The organism is Sphingobium sp. JS3065, assembly GCF_026427355.1.
Classification (GTDB): Bacteria; Pseudomonadota; Alphaproteobacteria; order Sphingomonadales; family Sphingomonadaceae; genus Sphingobium.
The window spans coordinates 1,487,428-1,506,735 of sequence record NZ_CP102664.1; the positions used below are offsets into that span (position 1 = coordinate 1,487,428).

Below are 19,308 nucleotides of genomic sequence, written 5' to 3' on the forward strand. Positions count from 1 at the left end.
ATTTCCCGACATCCCGAATTTGTCACGCGGCCTAGAGCGATTTCCAGTCAGATGGCATCATCTGACGTTTAAGAAATCGCGGTAAAACAAAGGAATAGAGCGGTCGATCTGGTTCAATCAGATCGAAAACCGCCCTAGGCCCCCGCCTTCGCAGGAGCACCCCGCACCAGGATCAACCGGCAACCCACTCCGCCGAAGCAATCCCCTGCGCATAAAGCAGCACCGTCAGGTCGCCATGCACGATCTCGGCGGCGGCCGCCTCGCGGGTCTTGGGCTTGGCATGATAGGCGACACCCAGCCCAGCCCCCTGGATCATCGGAATGTCGTTGGCCCCGTCGCCCACGGCCAGGGTCAATGCCCGGTCGATCCCGCCCTCGATCGCCGCCTCCAGTTCCGCCCGCTTGCGCGCCGCGTCGACGATCGGCGTCGTCACCGTACCCAGCAAGGCCCCGTCGGCAATCTCCAGCACATTGGCGACCGCCGCGTCGAAGCCGATCTCCTCCGCCACCGGCCCGGTGAAACGGGTGAAACCGCCCGACACCAGCAGCGTCGTCGCCCCCCGCGCCTTCATCGTCCGGACCAGCGCCCTGGCGCCGCCCATGATGACGACCCGTTCCTCGCGGCATTGGTCGATGGCCGTATCCGCCAGCCCTTTCAGCAGAGCCACCCGTTCATGCAGCGCGCCCGCGAAATCCAGTTCGCCCCGCATCGCCCGCTCCGTGATCTCGGCGATCTGCGGCTTGATCCCGGCATAATCGGCCAGTTCGTCGATGCATTCCACCGTGATCATGGTGGAATCCATGTCCGCGATCAGCAGCTTCTTCTCGCGCCCTTGCGCAAGCTGGACGATCACATCGACCTTCTCGCCAATCCCGGTCAGCGCGGCCCGCGCCGCAACGGGATCCAGCCCGAAGAAAATATCGGCCGCCTTGTCCTGATCCAGCCAGTGGCTGTCCACCGGCGCGCAGCCCGCCACGGCCAGCCGCCCGGCGGCTTCGGCAATATCTTCCTGACTCAAGGCGCCATTTGCCACTAAGGTCGCAACGAACATGGATACTCCTGCCACACCGAAGGGCGAATCCCGCCCCCGCGTCGCGCTTATTGCCGGGCCTACCGCCAGCGGCAAGAGCGCGCTTGCCGTCGCCCTCGCCCGCGCGGCGAACGGCATCGTCATCAACGCCGACGCCAGCCAGGTCTATGCCGACCTCCAGATCCTCTCCGCCCGCCCGACCGAAGCTGAAATGGAAGGCGTCCCCCACCGCCTCTTCGGCCATATCGACGGCGCGCAAGCCTGCACCGCCGCCCGCTGGGCCGCCGAAGCCAAAGCCGAAATCGACAAGGCGCATGAGGCAGGCCGCCTCCCCATCCTGGTCGGCGGCACGGGCCTCTACCTGCGCACCCTGCTGGACGGCATCGCCCCCATCCCCGACATACACCCCGCCATCCGCGCCGCGATCCGCGCCATGCCGGTGGCGGAGGCCCATGCCGCGCTGACCAGGGAAGACCCCGAAGCCGCCGCCCGCCTAGCCCCCGCCGACACCACCCGCGTCGCCCGCGCCCTGGAGGTGGTCCGCTCCACCGGCAAGCCCCTCGCCCAATGGCAGCAGCACAGGACCGGCGGCATAGCCGACCGCATCACCCTCTCGCCCCTGATCCTGCTCCCCCCCCGCGACTGGCTGACAGCCCGCTGCGACCTGCGTTTCGAACAGATGGTGGAGAGCGGCGCCGTGGCGGAAGTCGAAGCCCTGCTGGCCCGCAACCTCTCCCCCGACCTCCCCGTCATGCGCGCCATCGGCGTCCCCGCAATCGCCGCCTGGCTGGCGGGAGAAATCGACCGCGACACGATGCTGGACCGCGGCCGCATCGCTACCCGCCAATATGCCAAACGCCAATATACCTGGTTCTCGCGCCAGCCCCCCGCGGAATGGCCCCGCGAGAATAGACAGATTGATGCGGATATCGCGTATGAATTGGCAATAAAATTACAACAATAACTATTGACTTGCCATTTTATGTCAAATAAACGCTGCCGCCTTGCCATTGCCCCGCTTCTGGAGCAGAGGGCGCAGCAATTATCCAACGGAAGGATCTATCGTGGCCGAAAAGAGCGGCGCGGACATATTGGTCGAGTGCCTGATCGACCTGGGGGTCGAAGTCGTGTTCGGTTATCCGGGCGGCGCGGTGCTGCCCATTTATGACGCACTCTTCAACCATCCGAAGATTCGTCACGTCCTGGTTCGCCACGAACAGGGCGCAACCCATATGGCGGAAGGTTATGCCCGCTCCACCGGCAAGCCCGGCGTCGTGCTCGTCACGTCCGGCCCCGGCGCGACCAACGCCGTCACCGGCATCACCGACGCGCTGATGGATTCGATCCCGATGGTCGTCATCACCGGCCAGGTTCCGACCCAGCTCATCGGCACGGACGCTTTCCAGGAAGCGGACACGGTCGGCATCACGCGCCACTGCACCAAGCATAATTATCTGGTGAAGTCACCCAACAAGCTGGCCAGCGTCGTGCATGAGGCGTTTCACATCGCCACCACCGGCCGCCCCGGCCCGGTCGTCATCGACATTCCGAAAAATGTCCAGATCGCGACCGCGCCCTACAAGCATCCGGAAAAGTTCGAACATGCCAGCTACCGCCCGCAGACAAAGGCGGACCCGGCCGCCATCGCCCGCGCGGTCGCGATGCTGGCGGCTGCCGAACGCCCCATCTTCTACACCGGCGGCGGCGTCATCAATTCAGGCCCGGAAGCGAGCGAACTGCTGCGCGAGATCGCGGCGCTGACCGGCGCGCCCGTCACCTCGACGCTGATGGGCCTGGGCGCCTTTCCCGCTTCGTCCGAACAGTGGCTCGGCATGCTGGGCATGCACGGCACCTATGAAGCCAATTGGGCGATGAACAAGGCGGACCTGATCGTCTGCGTCGGCGCCCGCTTCGACGACCGCGTCACAGGCCGCCTCGACTCTTTCTCGCCCAATTCGAAAAAGATCCACATCGACATCGACCGCAGCTCGATCAACAAGACGGTCGAGGTCGATTTGCCGATCATCGCGGATGTCGGCAACGCCCTCTCGGACATGCTCGCGCTCTGGAAGGATCGCGGCCACAAGGCGGCGGACCTGTCCGAATGGTGGGCGCGGATCGACGGCTGGCGTGCGCGCAACAGCCTCGCCTATCCGGAAAACCGGGAAGAGATCATGCCGCAGGAGGCGATCGCCCAGCTCTACAAGGCAAGCCGGTCGGCCAAGGACGTCATCATCACCACCGAAGTCGGCCAGCATCAGATGTGGGCGGCCCAGCATTTCGGCTTCGATGAACCGAACAAGTGGCTGACCTCCGGCGGTCTAGGCACCATGGGCTATGGCTTCCCCGCCGCCATCGGCGCGCAGGTCGGCAATCCCGACAGCCTGGTCGTCTGCGTCGCGGGCGACGCCTCTATCCAGATGAACATCCAGGAAATGGGCACGGCCAGCCAGTACCGCCTGCCGGTCAAGATCTTCATCCTGAACAATGAATATATGGGCATGGTCCGCCAGTGGCAGGAACTGACCTATGAAAGCCGCTATTCCAACAGCTATTCGGACAGCCTGCCCGATTTCGTGAAGCTGGCGGAGGCCTATGGCTGGACCGGCATCCGCATCGAAGGGCCGCAGGAACTGGAGGCGGGCATTCGCCAGATGATCGACACGCCCGGCCCGGTGATGGTGGATTGCCGCGTGACGAAGCTCAGCAACTGCTTCCCGATGATCCCGTCGGGCGCGGCGCATACCGACATGCTGCTCGACCCCAGCCAGGTCGAAGGCATCATGTCGGACGAGGCGAAGGCGCTGGTGTGAGGATGGGGGTGTGACGCAACATCTGAAGCTCCGCATCCATGTGAGCGAACCGTTCGATTTCGAACGGATCGCGGGCACCGCCGAACTGACGGGCTGGACGGTGGACCATGCCGATCCCGATAATGAGGGGTGGGAAGTCCATCTGGACGCGGGCTTCGACTTTCACGAGCGCCATATCGGCCGCCTGCTGGTCAGCCCGCGCTATGTGGGCGAGCATCTGGCGCGGATGTTCGATGCGATTGCGGGCTTTCCGGTCCGCATCGCCCATCGCGACGACAATGCATGGCACTACGCCTTCACGGGCATGATTTCGCAGCGCCATGACGGCAAAGAATTGCGCGAAGAAGCGGACAACGGAACGATCTGATGCACATTCAGGAAGAATATAGCGAGCGGCACGTCCTGTCGCTGACGGTTTCGAACGAAGCGGGCATATTGGCGCGCATCGCGGGCCTGTTCACCGCGCGCGGCTATAATATCGACAGCCTGACCGTGGCGGACATCACCCCCGACCATGCGATCAGCCGCATCACCATCGTCACCAGCGGCCCACCCAAGGTGATCGACCAGATCATGGCGCAGCTCGACCGTCTGGTGCCGGTGCACAAGGTGACGGACCTCACCGAAAACGGCCCCTTCGTCGAGCGCGAACTGGCGCTGGTCAAGGTCGCGGGCACGGGCGAGGACCGGATAGAGGCGCTGCGCCTGGCCGACGTGTTCCGCGCCAAGGTGGTCGACACGACGATAGAGAGCTTCATCTTCGAGATCACCGGCACGACGGACAAGATCGACAATTTCGTCGGCCTGATGCGCCAGATCGGCCTGGTCGAAGTCGGCCGCACCGGCGTCGTCGGCCTGATCCGCGGCAAGGAGTCGAACTGAAGAAACAACCCCTCTCCCATCGGGAGAGGGAGGGGCCCGCCGCGCAGCGGTGGGAGGGTGAGGGCGACCAGCCCCTCTCCCGCGCGCAGGTGGTTCCCCCTCACCGCAAATCCAGGCTCCGCAAGGCGCCGACCCGACTGAAAGAAGGAACGTCAAATGAAGGTTTATTACGACCGCGACGCCGACATCGGCCTGATCAAGGGCAAGAAGGTCGCCATTCTGGGTTACGGCAGCCAGGGCCACGCCCATGCGCAGAATCTGCGCGATTCCGGCGTCGCCGAAGTCGCCATCGCGCTGCGCCCCGGCTCGGCTTCCGCCAAGAAGGCCGAAGGCGCGGGCTTCAAGGTGCTGCCGAACGCGGAAGCCGCCGCATGGGCCGACGTGCTCATGATCCTGGCCCCCGACGAGCATCAGGCCGCCATCTACGCAGACGACATCCACGCCAACCTGCGCCCCGGCTCCGCTCTCGCCTTCGCGCACGGCCTCAACGTCCATTTCGGCCTGATCGAACCGCGTGCCGACATCGACGTCATCATGATCGCGCCCAAGGGCCCCGGCCACACCGTCCGCAGCGAATATCAGCGCGGCGGCGGCGTCCCCTGCCTGATCGCCGTGGCGCAGGACGCGACCGGCAACGCCCATGACATCGCCCTGTCCTACGCATCGGGCGTCGGCGGCGGCCGCAGCGGCATCATCGAAACCAACTTCCGCGAGGAATGCGAAACCGACCTGTTCGGCGAGCAGGCCGTTCTGTGCGGCGGCGCCACCGCGCTGGTCCAGGCGGGCTTCGAAACCCTGGTCGAGGCGGGCTACGCCCCGGAAATGGCCTATTTCGAATGCCTCCACGAACTGAAGCTGATCGTCGACCTGATGTATGAAGGCGGCATCGCCAACATGCGCTATTCCATCTCGAACACCGCCGAATATGGCGACATCAAGACCGGTCCGCGCATCATCACCGAAGAAACGAAGAAGGAAATGAAGCGCGTCCTGGCCGACATCCAGTCGGGCCGCTTCGTCAAGGACTTCGTGCTCGACAACCGCGCCGGCCAGCCGGAACTCAAGGCCAGCCGCCTCGCCGCGCAGCGCCACCCGATCGAGGAAACCGGCGCCAAGCTGCGCGCCATGATGCCCTGGATCGGCGCGAACAAGCTGGTCGACAAGGACAAGAACTGACGGCCACGCATCGGCCGTCACCCCGGCGAAGGCCGGGGTCCAGGGCGGCTTGATGCAAACGCCTGAAAGGTTTCAACCGGTAACCCTTTGTTTCCGGTTACGCCTCTGGAACAATGGAGGGACGTCGCCTATCGTAGCGGCGTCCCTCGATTGTTTTTCGGAGAGCATCCCCTATGCGCAAATATCTGATCCCCGCCGCCGCCCTGATAGCCCTGGCCGGCGGCAGCGCCGTCATTGCCCAAATGCCCTCCGCGCCCGGCGCGAAGGACGCGGCGCGCGTCACCGGCGGCACCTATGCGATCGACCCCGGCCACACCCAGATCCTCTTCGCCTACGACCATATGGGCTTTAGCAACAATCTGGGCGTGATTTCCGAATCGACCGGCACGCTGACGCTCGATCCGAAAAATCCGTCGGCAGCCAAGGTTTCGGTCGAGGTTCCCGTCACCAACCTCAAGACCGGCGTGGCCAAGCTGGACGAGCATCTGATGAAGCCGGAATTTTTCGATTCCGCCAAATTCCCCAAGGCGACCTTCGTGTCGACCGGCGTGAAGGTGCAGGGCACCGAAGCCGAGATCAGCGGCAACCTGACCATCAAGGGCATCACCAAGCCGGTGACGCTGGACACCGAATTTTACGGCGCGGGCAAGGCCCCGGCGATGATGGGCGGCAAGGAAAATGTCGGCTTCGTCGCCACCACCACGATCAAGCGCAGCGATTTCGGCATGGGCTATGGCGTGCCGATGGTCGGCGACGCCGTGGAACTGAAGATCGTCGCCGCCTTCCAGAAATAAGCGCCCCAATATCCCTCTCCCTGCAGGGAGAGGGCTGCGCAGACTTGGCAGCTTGCTGCCTAGTCGTAGCTGGGTGAGGGGAGTGAACAGGTCGATCATGCCCCCGGCATGATCTAAGGGCTGCGGGGGCAGCCCTTAACTGTTCACTCGGTCCAAGGGACCGCACGGGCCACAGGCCCGTCCCCCTACCACACACCAACCTTGCGCTTTCCCCCAACTCCGGGTAAAGCGGCTCCATCATGCAGCGCGCGCTTCTCCCCCTGCTACGACTTACACGCCCTTAGGCGTGGTTTTTGTGCTGCTCTTCGCTTGAATGACGCGGCAATCCGCCTAAGGGCATAATCAACCAGATAGTCGTACCACCGGGCATGCCCCCATGTCGGTCGCCCGTATGCAGAGAAGCCCTTTTCGTCATGATGCTGAACGATCCCTCGCTGAAATATCGCCCCTTCCCGCAGGTGGACCTGCCGAACCGCCAGTGGCCGTCCAACGTCATCACCGCGCCGCCGCGCTGGCTGTCGACCGACATGCGCGACGGCAACCAGTCGCTGATCGACCCGATGAACGCGGAAAAGAAGCGCCGCTTCTTCGACCTGCTGCTGAAGGTCGGCGTCAAGGAGATCGAGGTCGGCTTTCCCAGCGCGGGCGCGACGGAGTTCGACTTCATCTCCGGTCTGGTGCGCGACGGCGCGATCCCCGACGATGTCTTCCCGCAAGTGCTGACCCAGGCCCGCGAAGACCTGATCGCCACCACTTTCGAAAGCCTGCGCGGCGCGAAGAAGGCCATCGTCCACGTCTATAACGCCGTCTCCCCGGCCTGGCGGAACATCGTGTTCCAGATGGATCGGCCGCAGATCAGGGAAATCGCCGTCACCGCCGCGAAGCTGCTGCGCGACAATGCGGCGAAGCAGCCGGGCACCGACTGGCATTTCGAATATAGCCCGGAAACCTTCTCCACCGCCGAACTGGATTTCAGCCTGGAATGTTGCGAGGCGGTGATCGACATCCTGCAACCAACCCCGGAAAAGCCGCTGATCCTGAACCTGCCGGCCACGGTCGAATGCGCGACGCCCAATATCTATGCCGACCAGATCGAATGGATCTGCCGCAACATCAGCAAGCGCGACAGCGTGGTGATCTCGCTGCATACCCATAATGACCGCGGCACCGGCGTTGCGGCGGCGGAGCTGGGCCTGATGGCGGGCGCGGACCGCGTCGAAGGCTGCCTGTTCGGCAATGGCGAGCGCACCGGCAATTGCGACCTGGTGACCGTGGCGCTCAACATGTACACGCAGGGCATCAATCCCGGCCTGGATTTCAGCGACATAGACGAGGTCATCCAGACCGTCGAATATTGCAACCAGTTGCCCGTCCACCCGCGCCATCCCTATGCGGGGGAACTGGTTTTCACCGCCTTTTCCGGCAGCCATCAGGACGCGATCAAAAAGGGCTTCGCCGCGCAGGAAGCGCGCAACGACCAGATTTGGGACGTGCCCTATCTGCCCATCGACCCCAAGGATCTGGGCCGCGATTATGAAGCCGTGATCCGCGTGAACAGCCAGTCCGGCAAGGGCGGCGTCGCCTGGGTGCTGCAACAGGACAAGGGGCTGAAACTGCCCAAGCGGATGCAGGCCGACTTCTCGAAGGTGGTGCAGGCGCTGGCCGACGAAAGCAGCCGGGAACTCAACGCCGCCGACATCTGGGCCGCGTTCGAAAGCCATTACCGTCTGGCGGGCGAGCAACCCTATAAGCTGATCGACTATAATGAGACCGGCCATGCGGGCGACCGCATCTTCACCGGCAAGATCACGCACAAGGGCGGCGAACGGAGCATATCCGGGCGCGGCAATGGCCTCATCTCCTCCGTGCTGGCCGCGCTGCGGGACGAACTGGGCGTCGATCTGGAGGTCGCGGACTATAGCGAACATGCCATCGGCGCGGGCACCGACGTCGCGGCGGCCGCCTATGTCGAATGCCGCACGCCCGACGGCCGGACCATCTTCGGCATCGGCACCGACACCGACGTCGCGACCGCCTCGGTCCAGGCGGTCCTCTCCGCAGCCAACAGCATCGCGGCGCAGCGGGAATAATTATTACGAAACCGAAATGAATGAAATGGCGCAGGCTCATCACCTCGCGATTTCATTCACGGTTTCATCCCCCCGCCAAAGCCTTCACCACCCTCTCCCACCGATCCAGCGCCGCCGCCATCCCCGCCACCGGCGGCAAGGACAGGGCCACCGGAACCGCCCACCACTTCGTCAAATCGCATCTCCCTGCTGGATTTCAGCATTCCGTGTGGCATAGCGGATCGCGGCGGCCAATTCGTTTGGCTGTCAAGCTGCGGAAAGAGGGCGTCCTTATCCGCATTCACCCCCATAAAGAATTGCTTGTGCGCATTTGGCGGCATCGCTCCCCATATCGCGCGCCGGTCGCCCGAAGGAATGTCAGCCCATGGCCATCAACTATCGCAGTTTCGGATTTCAGGTTCTGGTCGGCATGACCGCCGGCCTGTTGCTTGGCCTGCTGGCGCGATCCATGGGGCCGGCGCCGGATGGCGACCTCAACTGGCTGGCGACCGCGCTCAAGACCACGGGGTCGATCTTCGTCTCGCTGCTGAAGGCCGTGGTGCCGCCGCTGGTGTTCGCGGCGATCGTCGCCTCCATCGCCAATCTGCGCGCCCTCGACAATGCGGCGCGGCTGGCGGGACAGACCCTGCTCTGGTTCGCGATCACGGCGCTGATCGCCGTCGTCATCGGCCTTGCCATCGGGCTGATCGTCCAGCCGGGTTCCGGCCTGCACGGACAGGCTCTGGCAACTACCAAGCCGGATTCCGTCGGCGGCTGGCTCGATTTCCTGAAAGGGCTGGTTCCCGGCAACAGCTTCGCCCTGTCCGCCAGCACGAAGATCACGGATACGGGCGCGACCACCAGCCTGTCCTTCAACATCCTGCAATTGCTGGTCGTATCCATCGCCATCGGCCTGGCGACGCTCAAGGTCGGAGAGAAGGCGGAGCCTTTCCTGGCCTTCGTCCGTTCGCTGCTGGCCGTGGTGCGCGCGATATTGGGCTGGATCATCCGCCTGACGCCCATCGGATCGGCCGCCCTCATCGGCAGCGCCGTCGCGACCTATGGCTGGAGCGCGCTCGCTCAACTTGGCGGCTTTGCGGGGGCTGTCTATCTGGGCCTCGCACTGGTGCTGCTGGTCGTCTATCCGCTGCTGCTGGCGGCCAACGGCCTCAACCCCCTGCCCTTCTTCGCCAAGGCATGGCCTGCCATCCAGCTTGGCTTCGTGTCGCGATCCTCGGTCGGCACCCTGCCCGTCACCGAAACCGTGACCGAGCGGATGGGCGTGGAAAAGGGCTATGCCGCCTTCGCCATTCCGCTGGCCTCGACCACGAAGATGGACGGCTGCGCTTCCATCTATCCGGCGCTGGCCGCGATCTTCGTCGCCGGTTTCTACGGCATACCGCTTCATGCTGCGGACTATGCGCTGATCGCCTTCGTATCGGTCGTGGGGTCGGCAGCGACGGCGGGCCTGACCGGCGCGGTCGTCATGTTGACCCTCACCCTTTCGACCCTGGGCCTGCCGCTGGAGGGTGCAGGCCTGCTGCTCGCCATCGATCCGATCCTCGACATGGGGCGCACCGCCGTCAATGTCGCCGGGCAGGTGTTGGTCGCCACCATCGTCGCCAAGCGGGAAGGAATATTGGACGAGGCCGCCTATCATGGCAAAGCGGATCTCGCCGTCGCCTGACAGCGGTTGACCTGCGCGCCGCGGGGGACCATGGGTCGCCCCATGCATCAGGTTCACATCATCGGCGGCGGACTCGCGGGCACGGAAGCGGCATGGCAATTGGCGCAGGCGGGCGTGAAAGTCCGCCTATCGGAAATGCGCGGGTCAGGCGACATGACGCCCGCGCACCAGACGGAGGGGCTGGCTGAACTGGTCTGCTCAAACAGCTTCCGCTCCGACGATGCGGACAAGAATGCCGTAGGCCTGCTGCATCAGGAAATGCGGCGACTGGGTTCGCTCATCATGGCGCAGGCGGAACCGGCCAAGGTTCCCGCCGGATCGGCGCTGGCGGTGGATCGCCACATCTTTTCCGATGGCGTCACCCGCGCGCTGGCGGACCATCCCAATGTGGAAATCGTGCGCGAACGCATCGATGCGCTGCCCACCGAAGGCATGACCATCGTCGCCACCGGGCCGCTGACCGCGCCTTCACTCGCGGCCAGCATCGGGCAGGCGGCGGGGATCGACCATCTCGCCTTTTTCGACGCCATCGCGCCGGTCGTGCATTTCGACAGCATCGACATGGACAAATGCTGGATGGCCAACCGCTGGGACAAGATCGGCCCCGGCGGCGGCGAGGGCAAGGACTATATCAACTGCCCCATGAACAAGGATCAGTATCAGGCCTTCGTCCAGGGGCTGATCGACGGTGAAAAGACCGAGTTCAAGGAGTGGGAAAAGGACACGCCCTATTTCGAAGGCTGCATGCCGATCGAGGTGATGGCGTCACGCGGCCCCGAAACGCTGCGCCATGGGCCAATGAAGCCGATGGGCCTGGACGACCCGCGCACCGGACGCTGGCCCTATGCCGTCGTGCAGTTGCGGCAGGACAATGCGGCGGGCACGCTGTGGAACATGGTCGGCTTCCAGACCAAGCTGAAGCATGGCGCGCAGACCGAATTGTTCCGGACCATCCCCGGCCTGGAAAAGGCCGAATTCGCCCGGCTGGGCGGGCTGCATCGCAACACCTTCATCCAGAGCCCCAAGCTGCTCGACGCCACGCTGCGCCTCAAAAGCGCGCCGCATATCCGCTTTGCCGGGCAGGTGACGGGCTGCGAAGGCTATGTCGAGAGCGCGGCCATCGGCCTGCTCGCTGGACGCTTCGCAGCGGCGGAGATATGGGGCAGGCCGCTGGCGCCGCTGCCGCCCGAAACGGCGTTGGGCGCGTTGCTGGGCCATGTCATCGGCAATGTGGAAACGGCGGACTATCAGCCGATGAACGTCAATTTCGGCCTGTTCCCGCCGCTGGACGACGTGAAGAAAAAGCAGCGCAAGGAAGCCATGACCGCCCGCGCCAGAGCCGCCCTCGGCCAATGGCTGGGCGAATTTCAGCCCGCCTGACCTTTCAGCATTTGCATTTCGGGGCGGCGCGCCTGGGCGCGGTCGTCGCGAATTCGACGGGCGTCAGCTTGCCGTCGCCATTGCCGTCAGCCTTGGCGAAGCGGTCCGACGTCGTCACGGCCCACTCCTCGAAGGAAAGGAGGTTGTCGTTGTTCATGTCCAGCGCCTTGAACGCCTTGACCCGGCTGCCCATCATCTCGATCCGGGTGATGACGCCATCGCGGTTGCGGTCATAGCGGCCGAAGCGCTTCTGCTCCCGGCTCTGCGGCGAAGCCTCACCGGGCATGGGCGGCGCATCGCCCGTGGCGTCCGGATCGCCTTCCGGCAGGGCTTCCACCGCGGGGGGAGGCGGCGATCCGATCAGTGGTTGCGGCACGGCTTCGTTGCTTGCGCGCCCTTGCCACCAGAACAGCCCCCCGGCCATCAACAGCAGTGTCGCCATCACGCCAGCCAGAACTCGCCCCACCTTCAATCCCCCTATCGTCCCGCCAGCGCGACGCGCACCAATCTCAGATACAGCGCTGGGGTCAATCCCGCCGGTGCACAGCGGTTCTTTTCGATGTCATGGCGCGCCAGATGATAAGCGATGCGTAAAGGACGCCACTCCTTGGGCCAGACCGGCTTTTCACGCGGCATATGCTCCCGCGCCATCTCGATTGCCCGGCCAGCGATAGTCCGATCTTCGATATGCCCGGACAAATCCCACAGGGCCCAAGCCGCACCCGCCTGAACGAGCCAGGCCGGAATATCGTCCCGCCCCGCCAAGGCGCGAAACAGGCCGCCCCCCCGCCCTTCCGCATAGCCGTGAAGGTCGACCTCCCCGATCAGGGCTTCCCATCCGTCAAGCCATTGCGAAAGTCCATGTGGCGGCATTGCGCCCAGTTTCCGCATCGCGTCGATCAGCGGTTCGCCACGTCCTTTCACGCCGCCTTCGTCGGTCAGCGCGTCGTTCCACCAGGCAAGGCGCATCTGGCCGATCATCGGCTCGCTGGTCGTCGCCACCAGCCGCGCGAACCGCGCATCGAGCGTCCAGATGAGCCGATGGCGCGCAATATCCGGCCCGGCATAAGCGCTCAGCAGCGAAGCCAATAGGGAAAGATCATCCTTCACGACAACTATCCGCATATGTCGATGGAAATAGTTTTTACTGAAATTATCAGCTTTTTAACCTCAACGGACATAATGATCCCGGCGACTGCCCCTTTATGGGCATGGGGTTGCCCTGCCTGAAATGGGGGTGCGGGGCAAGTAAAGGCAGAGCGGATTATGGGCGATCGGATCAAGCGTACGCTGTTCATTCTGATGCGGCTTTACCACAATCAGGCGGGGAATATTTTGGCAATAACTGCCGCCGCCATCATTCCGACGATTGGATTGGTTGGAGGCGCGTTCGACATGGCGCGTATCTATGCTGTCAAGACTAGATTGCAAAGCGCCTGTGACGCCGGCGCGCTTGCTGGACGTCGCGTGATGGGTAGCGGCCGCTGGACGGACAATAACGGTCGACCCAATAGTGTCGCTCTGGCGACGTTCGACCTCAACTTCGCCCAAAATTCCTTCGGCTCTGCAAATCGCGCGCGGGCTTTTAGCGAAGCGGAAGGCACCGTCACCGGCACGGCGTCGGCCGACGTTCCCATGACGCTCATGCAGGTTCTGGGCATCCCCACGAAGCGCGTCGACGTGGCCTGCGAAGGGCAGATGCGCATCCCGAACACCGATGTCATGTTCGTCCTCGACAATTCCGGTTCCATGAAGGATCCTATTCCAGGCGACACCACGAACCTTAAGAAAATGGACGGGCTGAAAATGGCCATCCGATGCTTTTATGAAGCATTGGCCCGGCAGAACATAACGGATGTCAGCGCCGCTGAGTGCGGGTCCACCACCGATCCGACGAACGACCTGTCCACACAGGTGCAACTGCGCTTCGGTTTCGTGAACTATGACAATATGGTCAATGTGGGCAAGCTGCTGCCGAACAGCTTCCTGGCGGACAGCTGGACATATCGTTCCCGAACGGCGACCGGCATCCAAACCGTCTATGCTTGGACTGAAGGAACCGCGGGCGCCACCAGCTGGACCCCCTGGACACCGACCCCCACTGACTTCAGCACTACCAACAGATATTCCGGAACCTTTGCCGTCGTCGGCGGCAGCAATACGTCGGCGACGACGCTCGCCGATGGCCAATCCTATGTCAAGAAGGCAGCGCCAACGTCCATATCAACCTGCAGCGCGCTCAACAGATATGGCAGCTCCGGGCAACTGGTCGGCATCACCGAGAACAACGGTTCGAGTAGCAATCCAGCCCCTATCTGGAATGCTCCAGTCTATCCCGACGACGAACAGACATCGACCACCACAAGAACGAGAACGCAGACTGTGACCTATGGATACCGCTATCGGTATTTCCAGAACGGATCGGGCTCGTCCGCCTGGGGCTGCTGGTTAGAACGTTCGCCTGCCAACAACTCGACTAAAAACTATACTCAGTCTGCGGAAGGCACGGCGACCAGACCGTTGACATGGACAAGTTACAATCAGGTCACGGAATGGACCTATCACCCCCGAATCATCGACGTTTCGAGTCTGAAGGCAGGGCAATCGAACTGGAACAACAGCCTGACCATCCCTCTGGCGGGGCGGGTCAGGATGCAGGTCAAACTTTCCGGGTCCGCCTCTTCCAGCTATATCGAGACGGTCGCCGACCTGACGGCCGCCTGGGAAGGGTGCATCGAGGAACGACAGACATTCGTGAATACGGATGGCGACCCCGCCGACGACTGGATCAATTATCCGTCCTCGCCAAGCGACGCCATCGATATGGACATAGACCGCGCCCCGGATTCCGATCCGCGAACGCAATGGAAGCCGCTCTTGACCGGAGCGGTATGGGGCCCCAAGGCCACGCTCGTCGGTAATTCATGGAGCGGCGATTACACGACCGACACCGTGCGATCAGGTGAAAACACGAGCAGCAGCGATACAGGTCGCAACCTCTCCAACAACAGCTGCGTGACGGCATCCCGCAAGATGACCAACTATAATGGCGTGGGGGCCAATTCTTCGGCCCAGGATTTCAGCAATTATGTCGGCACACTGGTTCCGCATAACAACACCTATCATGACATCGGGCTGCTCTGGGGCGCGCGACTGATGTCCCCGACCGGCATCTTCGCCAGCGAGAATGCGGCTACGTCAGGCGGCGCCCAGATTCAGCGCCACATGATCTTCATGACTGACGGCGCCACAGCGACGACGACCAATAACTATGCAAGCTATGGCCTGGAATGGTGGGATCGTCGCCAGATCACCCCTGCGGGACCAAATGATTCCAATTATGACAACCAGCTGAATGCCGTCAACAACGCCCGCTCGAACGCGCTTTGCACCGCGATCAAGAACAAGAACATCACCCTGTGGGTCATCTATTACGGCAGTTCTGACACTGCGACGAAAACGCGCCTGACGAATTGCGCAACCAGCTCATCCTATTTTTACGAGGCAAAAAACACGACCCTGCTAATCAACAAATTTCGCGAGATAGCAGATCGCATCTCGAACCTGCGCTTGACCCAATAGGATATCTCGCCATGGCCATTGATCACCTATCCAATGACGAAAGGGGCGTCGCCGCTGTTGAATTCGGTATAACCGCGTCTGCCTTCTTCGCCTTGCTGATGGGCGGATTCGACGTGGGACACACGCTTTATATGCAGACCGTTCTGCAAGGAACAGTGCAAAAAGCGGGACGTGATCTGACCCTGGCCTCCGGTACAGAAGCGGCCCAGCGGCTCGCGGTCGACACGCGCGTACGCAACGCCGTCCGCCGCCTTAATGCCAGCATTCCCGACGAAGACATCAAGATCACTCGCGATTACTATGCCAACTTTACGACGGCTCAGGCAGCGCAACCTGAAGATGCAAACCAAGACGGTGTGTGTAGCCCAGGCGAGGTCTGGGTCGATCGTAACTTCAATAATGTATACGATTCGAAGGGAGGCAGCTCTGGCCAGGGCGGAGCGAAGGACGTCGTCGTCTATTCAGTGACAGTGTCCTACCCGCGTCTTTTCCCGGTGGCCCGTCTGATAGGTATGTCGGAAACAGTAAAGCTCAATGCCACTACAGTGCTGGCGAACCAGCCTTATGGCGATCAAGCTAACCGCTCTGGCACGCTTACGCCGAGGAATTGCACATGAGATTCCGAATCTCTAAGATGCTGAAGGCACTTAAGACGGTGGCGTCCCTCAGCGGCGACCGACGCGGACTAGCCCTTGTAGAATTCGCCTATGCGGCTCCGATCATACTTCTGCTGATCGCGGGAGGTGCCGAACTTGCCAACTACTCTATCACGTCAATGCGCATTTCCGCACTTGCCTTACAAGTGGCCGACAACGCATCCCGCATCGGCGAGGGGGATCCGATGGCTAAAAAGAAGGTCTCGGAAGCCCAGATTAATGATTTGCTTCAGGGCGCCCTTGCCCAAGCCGGCAATTTGAACGTGAACGGCACCTATGTCGAGAAACAAGGCAATGGCTCTTCAACAATAAGAAACAAGGCCAGAATTATTATTTCCAGCCTAGAACCAGATCCAGATGCGGGACATGTGGATAGAAATTATATTCACTGGCAACGCTGCTTTGGACTCGCCAGGGATTTTACGCCCCGATATGGCGTGCAGGGCAACGACAACCTGATTGGCATGGGTCCCGCAGACCGGCAAGTGTATGCACCATCCGGAACAGGTATTGTCTTCGTTGAACTTTACTATCGATATGAACCTATCTTTCCGATCGCTCAACTTGAAAGTTTTGGCCTTCCAAGTTATCGCCCCATAAACGCGGTCGCTGCGATGGTTGTTCGCGACGACCGTGACTATTCTCAACTTTACAATACAGAAAGCGTTACGCCTTCCACTTGCTGAGATCCTACCTGTAGCAAACCTTTTTCACGGCCTCGACGACCTTGTCTGGATTGACGATGGCGGCCTTTTCGAGGTTTGCGGCATAGGGTAGCGGCACGTCTTCATTGGTGACGCGCAGCACCGGGGCGTCGAGATCGTCGAAGCCCTGCTCCATCACCACGGCGGCGATCTCCGAGGCGATCGAGCAGACCGGCCAGCCCTCCTCCACCACCACCACGCGGTTGGTCTTCTTCACGCTCTCCAAGACCGTCGCCGTGTCCAGCGGGCGCAGCGTACGCAGGTCGATCACCTCCGCATCGACGCCCTCGCCCGCCAGCTTCTCCGCCGCCTCCAGCGCGACGCCCACGCCGATGGAGTAGCTCACCAGCGTCACGTCCCGTCCCTCGCGCACGATCCGCGCCTTGCCGATCGGCAGGACATAATCGTCCACCTGCGGCACGTCGAAGCTGCGGCCATAGACCAGCTCATTCTCCAGGAACACCACCGGGTCGTCCGAGCGGATCGCGGCCTTGAGCAGACCCTTGGCATCGGCCGCGTCATAGGGCGCGATCACGATCAGGCCGGGAACCGACGCATACCAGGGTCCGTAATTCTGGCTGTGCTGCGCGCCGACCCGGCTCGCCGCGCCATTGGGACCGCGGAATACGATGGGGCAGCGCATCTGGCCGCCCGACATGTAGTTGGTCTTGGCCGCCGAATTGATGATATGGTCGATCGCCTGCATCGCGAAGTTGAAGGTCATGAACTCGACAATCGGCTTCAAACCGCCCATCGCCGCGCCCGCGCCGATGCCGGCAAAGCCATATTCGGTGATCGGCGTATCGATAACCCGCCTGGCCCCGAACTCCTCCAGCAGGCCCTGCGTCACCTTGTAGGCGCCCTGATATTCCGCGACCTCCTCGCCCATCACGAAGACCCGCTCGTCCCGCCGCATCTCCTCCGCCATGGCATCGCGCAGCGCTTCGCGCACCGTCGTCTTCGCATAGTCCGTGCCTTCGGGCAGCGCCGGATCCTTGACGGGCGCCCTGGCTTCGACGGGCGGCTTGGGCGCAGGCGCGGCTTCGACCTTTGCTGGCGCTTGCGCCTTCGGGGCCGGGGCGGCTTCAACCGTCTCGCCCGCGCCTTCGCCCTGCATCGTCGCGATCACCGTGCCGACCTTCACGCCCTCAGTGCCCTCGGCCACCATGATCTGGCCGATCCGGCCTTCGTCCACCGCTTCGAATTCCATCGTCGCCTTGTCGGTCTCGATCTCGGCCAATATGTCGCCCGAGCGGACCTCATCGCCTGCCTTCACCAGCCATTTGGCCAGCGTGCCTTCCTCCATCGTCGGCGACAGCGCCGGCATCCTGATCTCGATACCCATCAATATTGCTCCACCAGCACGTCGGTATAAAGCTCGTGCGGCTCCGGTTCGGGAGAGGTTTCGGCAAAGTCCGCCGCGTCGCTGACGATTTTGCGGATGTCCTGGTCGATCTTCTTGAGTTCGTCCTCGGACACACCGGCTTGCGCCAGATATTTCTTCACCCCCTCGATCGGGTCGGACTTGTCGCGCATCGACTGCACTTCCTCGCGCGAGCGGTACTTGGCCGGGTCGGACATCGAATGGCCGCGATAGCGGTAGGTCTTCATCTCCAGCAGGATCGGGCCATTGCCCGCCTGCACCCATTTGAGCGCTTCCTCGGTCGCGCCGCGCACCGCCAGCACGTCCATGCCGTTCACCTGGATGCCCGGAATGCGGAAGCTTTCGCCGCGCCGGTAAAGCTGGTCCTCCGCCGAGGAGCGGTTGACGCTGGTGCCCATCGCATATTGGTTGTTCTCGATCACGAAGATGATCGGCAGCTTCCACAGCTCGGCCATGTTGAAGCTTTCATAGACCTGGCCCTGATTGGCCGCGCCGTCGCCGAAATAGGCGACGCACACGCCGCCATCTCCATTATATTTGTGCGCGAAGCCCAGCCCCGCGCCCAGCGACACCTGCGCGCCGACGATGCCGTGGCCGCCGTAGAATTTATGCTCGACGCTGAACATGTGCATCGAACCGCCCTTGCCCCGCGAAATGCCCGCTTCCCGGCCGGTCAGTTCCGCCATGATCACATTGGGATCGATGCCATAGGCCAGCATATGGCCATGGTCGCGATAGCCCGTGATCACGCTGTCCTTGCCAGGCTCCAGCGCCGACTGGATGCCCACCGCAACCGCTTCCTGGCCAATGTACAAATGGCAGAAACCGCCGATCAGCCCCAGGCCGTACAACTGACCCGCCTTCTCCTCGAAACGGCGGATCAGCACCATCTGCCGGTAAAATTCCAGCAACTCCTCACGTGTCGCTCGGTAATCCTCAGGCGCCTCAGGGCGAGGCCGGTTGTGGTCCGCGCCGGCAGCTTTTGCTGCCTTTGCGCGTGAAGGACGCGGCGTCGTTGATTTCGCCAAGGCTTTTATCCTTTTGCGTGGGTGAGGACGGAAGGAAGGCCGATATAGCGGCAGCGCGTCCCAAAATGCAACGTGGCATGGGGCGGCAAGGCATGGCGAAGCGAACCGTTAGTCGCCCCGGAC

Annotated in this window: 17 protein-coding genes; 12 read left to right on the forward strand and 5 right to left on the reverse strand. The window is 62.6% G+C overall.

Annotation, left to right across the window (positions count from 1 at the left end):
* Positions 1 to 172: 172 nt before the first annotated feature.
* On the reverse strand, positions 173 to 1,051 hold the full coding sequence (gene serB, locus NUH86_RS07115) for a phosphoserine phosphatase SerB (RefSeq protein WP_267251777.1): 879 nt from the start codon (positions 1,049 to 1,051) through the stop codon (positions 173 to 175).
* Between serB and miaA the strand changes: the two genes are divergently transcribed.
* The 9 genes from miaA (at position 1,050) to trmFO (ending at position 11,831) form a co-directional block, all read left to right on the forward strand.
* Positions 1,050 to 1,994 (forward strand): tRNA (adenosine(37)-N6)-dimethylallyltransferase MiaA, encoded by a 945-nt coding sequence (miaA, locus tag NUH86_RS07120; protein WP_267251778.1) that lies wholly within the window; start codon positions 1,050 to 1,052, stop codon positions 1,992 to 1,994. The two genes, serB and miaA, sit on opposite strands and share 2 nt — an antisense overlap.
* A 100-nt stretch (positions 1,995 to 2,094) precedes the next feature.
* Positions 2,095 to 3,843, forward strand: a complete 1,749-nt coding sequence (locus NUH86_RS07125; RefSeq protein WP_267251779.1) for an acetolactate synthase 3 large subunit — start codon at positions 2,095 to 2,097, stop codon at positions 3,841 to 3,843.
* Between the two features lie 10 nt (positions 3,844 to 3,853).
* Positions 3,854 to 4,210, forward strand: coding sequence for a hypothetical protein (locus NUH86_RS07130; protein ID WP_267251780.1), 357 nt, complete (start codon positions 3,854 to 3,856; stop codon positions 4,208 to 4,210).
* Positions 4,210 to 4,725: an acetolactate synthase small subunit gene (ilvN, locus tag NUH86_RS07135; protein WP_267251781.1), complete on the forward strand. Its 516-nt coding sequence runs from the start codon at positions 4,210 to 4,212 to the stop codon at positions 4,723 to 4,725. Before NUH86_RS07130 ends, ilvN begins: the two co-directional genes overlap by 1 nt.
* Before the next feature lie 156 nt (positions 4,726 to 4,881).
* Complete coding sequence (gene ilvC, locus NUH86_RS07140) at positions 4,882 to 5,901, forward strand: ketol-acid reductoisomerase (RefSeq protein ID WP_267251782.1); 1,020 nt, start codon at positions 4,882 to 4,884, stop codon at positions 5,899 to 5,901.
* Between the two features lie 173 nt (positions 5,902 to 6,074).
* Entirely contained in the window at positions 6,075 to 6,695 is a 621-nt protein-coding gene (locus NUH86_RS07145; protein WP_267251783.1) for a YceI family protein, read from the forward strand.
* Positions 6,696 to 7,108: 413 nt separating this feature from the next.
* Positions 7,109 to 8,785 (forward strand): 2-isopropylmalate synthase, encoded by a 1,677-nt coding sequence (gene leuA, locus NUH86_RS07150; protein WP_267251784.1) that lies wholly within the window; start codon positions 7,109 to 7,111, stop codon positions 8,783 to 8,785.
* A gap of 364 nt (positions 8,786 to 9,149) precedes the next feature.
* The gene (locus NUH86_RS07155) at positions 9,150 to 10,451 is read left to right on the forward strand and encodes a dicarboxylate/amino acid:cation symporter (RefSeq protein WP_267251785.1); all 1,302 of its coding nucleotides are present in this window, start codon (positions 9,150 to 9,152) and stop codon (positions 10,449 to 10,451) included.
* 42 nt (positions 10,452 to 10,493) lie between these two features.
* Positions 10,494 to 11,831, forward strand: coding sequence for a methylenetetrahydrofolate--tRNA-(uracil(54)-C(5))-methyltransferase (FADH(2)-oxidizing) TrmFO (gene trmFO, locus NUH86_RS07160; RefSeq protein ID WP_267251786.1), 1,338 nt, complete (start codon positions 10,494 to 10,496; stop codon positions 11,829 to 11,831).
* A gap of 4 nt (positions 11,832 to 11,835) precedes the next feature.
* Here trmFO and NUH86_RS07165 read toward each other — a convergent pair whose 3' ends face one another.
* Positions 11,836 to 12,297 carry an EF-hand domain-containing protein gene (locus NUH86_RS07165; RefSeq protein WP_267251787.1) on the reverse strand — a complete coding sequence of 154 codons (462 nt, stop codon included), beginning with the start codon at positions 12,295 to 12,297 and terminating at the stop codon, positions 11,836 to 11,838.
* Positions 12,298 to 12,308: 11 nt separating this feature from the next.
* Entirely contained in the window at positions 12,309 to 12,956 is a 648-nt protein-coding gene (locus tag NUH86_RS07170) for a hypothetical protein (RefSeq protein ID WP_416365347.1), read from the reverse strand.
* A 141-nt stretch (positions 12,957 to 13,097) separates the two neighbouring features.
* Here NUH86_RS07170 and NUH86_RS07175 point away from each other — a divergent pair, with 141 nt between their 5' ends.
* From NUH86_RS07175 to NUH86_RS07185, 3 genes are read left to right on the forward strand one after another with little or no spacing between them, the layout of a single operon-like run.
* Positions 13,098 to 15,413 carry a Tad domain-containing protein gene (locus tag NUH86_RS07175; RefSeq protein ID WP_267251788.1) on the forward strand — a complete coding sequence of 772 codons (2,316 nt, stop codon included), beginning with the start codon at positions 13,098 to 13,100 and terminating at the stop codon, positions 15,411 to 15,413.
* Between the two features lie 11 nt (positions 15,414 to 15,424).
* Positions 15,425 to 16,030, forward strand: coding sequence for a TadE/TadG family type IV pilus assembly protein (locus tag NUH86_RS07180; RefSeq protein ID WP_267251789.1), 606 nt, complete (start codon positions 15,425 to 15,427; stop codon positions 16,028 to 16,030).
* A 17-nt stretch (positions 16,031 to 16,047) separates the two neighbouring features.
* Positions 16,048 to 16,755 carry a TadE/TadG family type IV pilus assembly protein gene (locus tag NUH86_RS07185; protein WP_267251790.1) on the forward strand — a complete coding sequence of 236 codons (708 nt, stop codon included), beginning with the start codon at positions 16,048 to 16,050 and terminating at the stop codon, positions 16,753 to 16,755.
* A gap of 4 nt (positions 16,756 to 16,759) precedes the next feature.
* On the opposite strand, the gene NUH86_RS07190 is transcribed toward NUH86_RS07185, so the two are convergent.
* Positions 16,760 to 18,118, reverse strand: a complete 1,359-nt coding sequence (locus NUH86_RS07190) for a pyruvate dehydrogenase complex E1 component subunit beta (protein ID WP_267251791.1) — start codon at positions 18,116 to 18,118, stop codon at positions 16,760 to 16,762.
* The gene (gene pdhA, locus NUH86_RS07195) at positions 18,118 to 19,185 is read right to left on the reverse strand and encodes a pyruvate dehydrogenase (acetyl-transferring) E1 component subunit alpha (RefSeq protein ID WP_267251792.1); all 1,068 of its coding nucleotides are present in this window, start codon (positions 19,183 to 19,185) and stop codon (positions 18,118 to 18,120) included. The genes NUH86_RS07190 and pdhA overlap by 1 nt, the downstream gene beginning before the upstream one ends.
* Between the last annotated feature and the right edge of the window lie 123 nt (positions 19,186 to 19,308).